Origin of the sequence: Mesorhizobium sp. M1E.F.Ca.ET.063.01.1.1 (assembly GCF_003998155.1) — a bacterium.
Lineage (GTDB): Bacteria > Pseudomonadota > Alphaproteobacteria > Rhizobiales > Rhizobiaceae > Mesorhizobium.
This window is the reverse complement of record NZ_RZSC01001641.1, coordinates 1-431: the sequence shown is the minus strand read 5'-3', so window position 1 is coordinate 431 and position 431 is coordinate 1. Positions and strand designations below refer to the sequence as shown.

General features: G+C 60.3%; 1 protein-coding gene. It reads right to left on the bottom strand.

The window, feature by feature from the left end:
- Window positions 1-201 precede the first annotated feature (201 nt).
- Window positions 202-351: a DUF3096 domain-containing protein gene (locus EOA29_RS40195; RefSeq protein ID WP_127222595.1), complete on the bottom strand. Its 150-nt coding sequence runs from the start codon at window positions 349-351 to the stop codon at window positions 202-204.
- Window positions 352-431 lie beyond the last annotated feature (80 nt).

Sequence of the window (431 nt, the reverse complement as noted above, 5' to 3'; positions counted from 1 at the left end):
AGTTCGACAGGACCGGTCGGCGTGTGATCAGCCATAGGAATACCCCTTCGAAGACATCTTGGAGGCACATAGCGAAAAGCTGGACGCAGAGCAATGGCGCTATTGCCGCATCGCCCGGCACAACAGCCTCAAAGGAAAGTTGAAGACCGCGACCCCGACCGGCCCGCTGGCAGTGAAGGGGCGATGACGGCCTTCAGACCTTCAGCCGCCGAGATGCGGGAACAGTCCGAGCAGGCCGGCGATGATCAGATAGAGCGCGACGATGTAGTTCAGCAGCCTGGGCATGACCAGGATCAGCACGCCGGCGATCAGCGAGATCAACGGGGTCAGCGTAAGCGCGGAAATGGTCATGTCGGGGTCCTTTCCAAAAGTGGTGATCGCCGCTCCAGGCGATACAATCTGCAGGCGGTGCCTGTCGCTCCTTACAACGC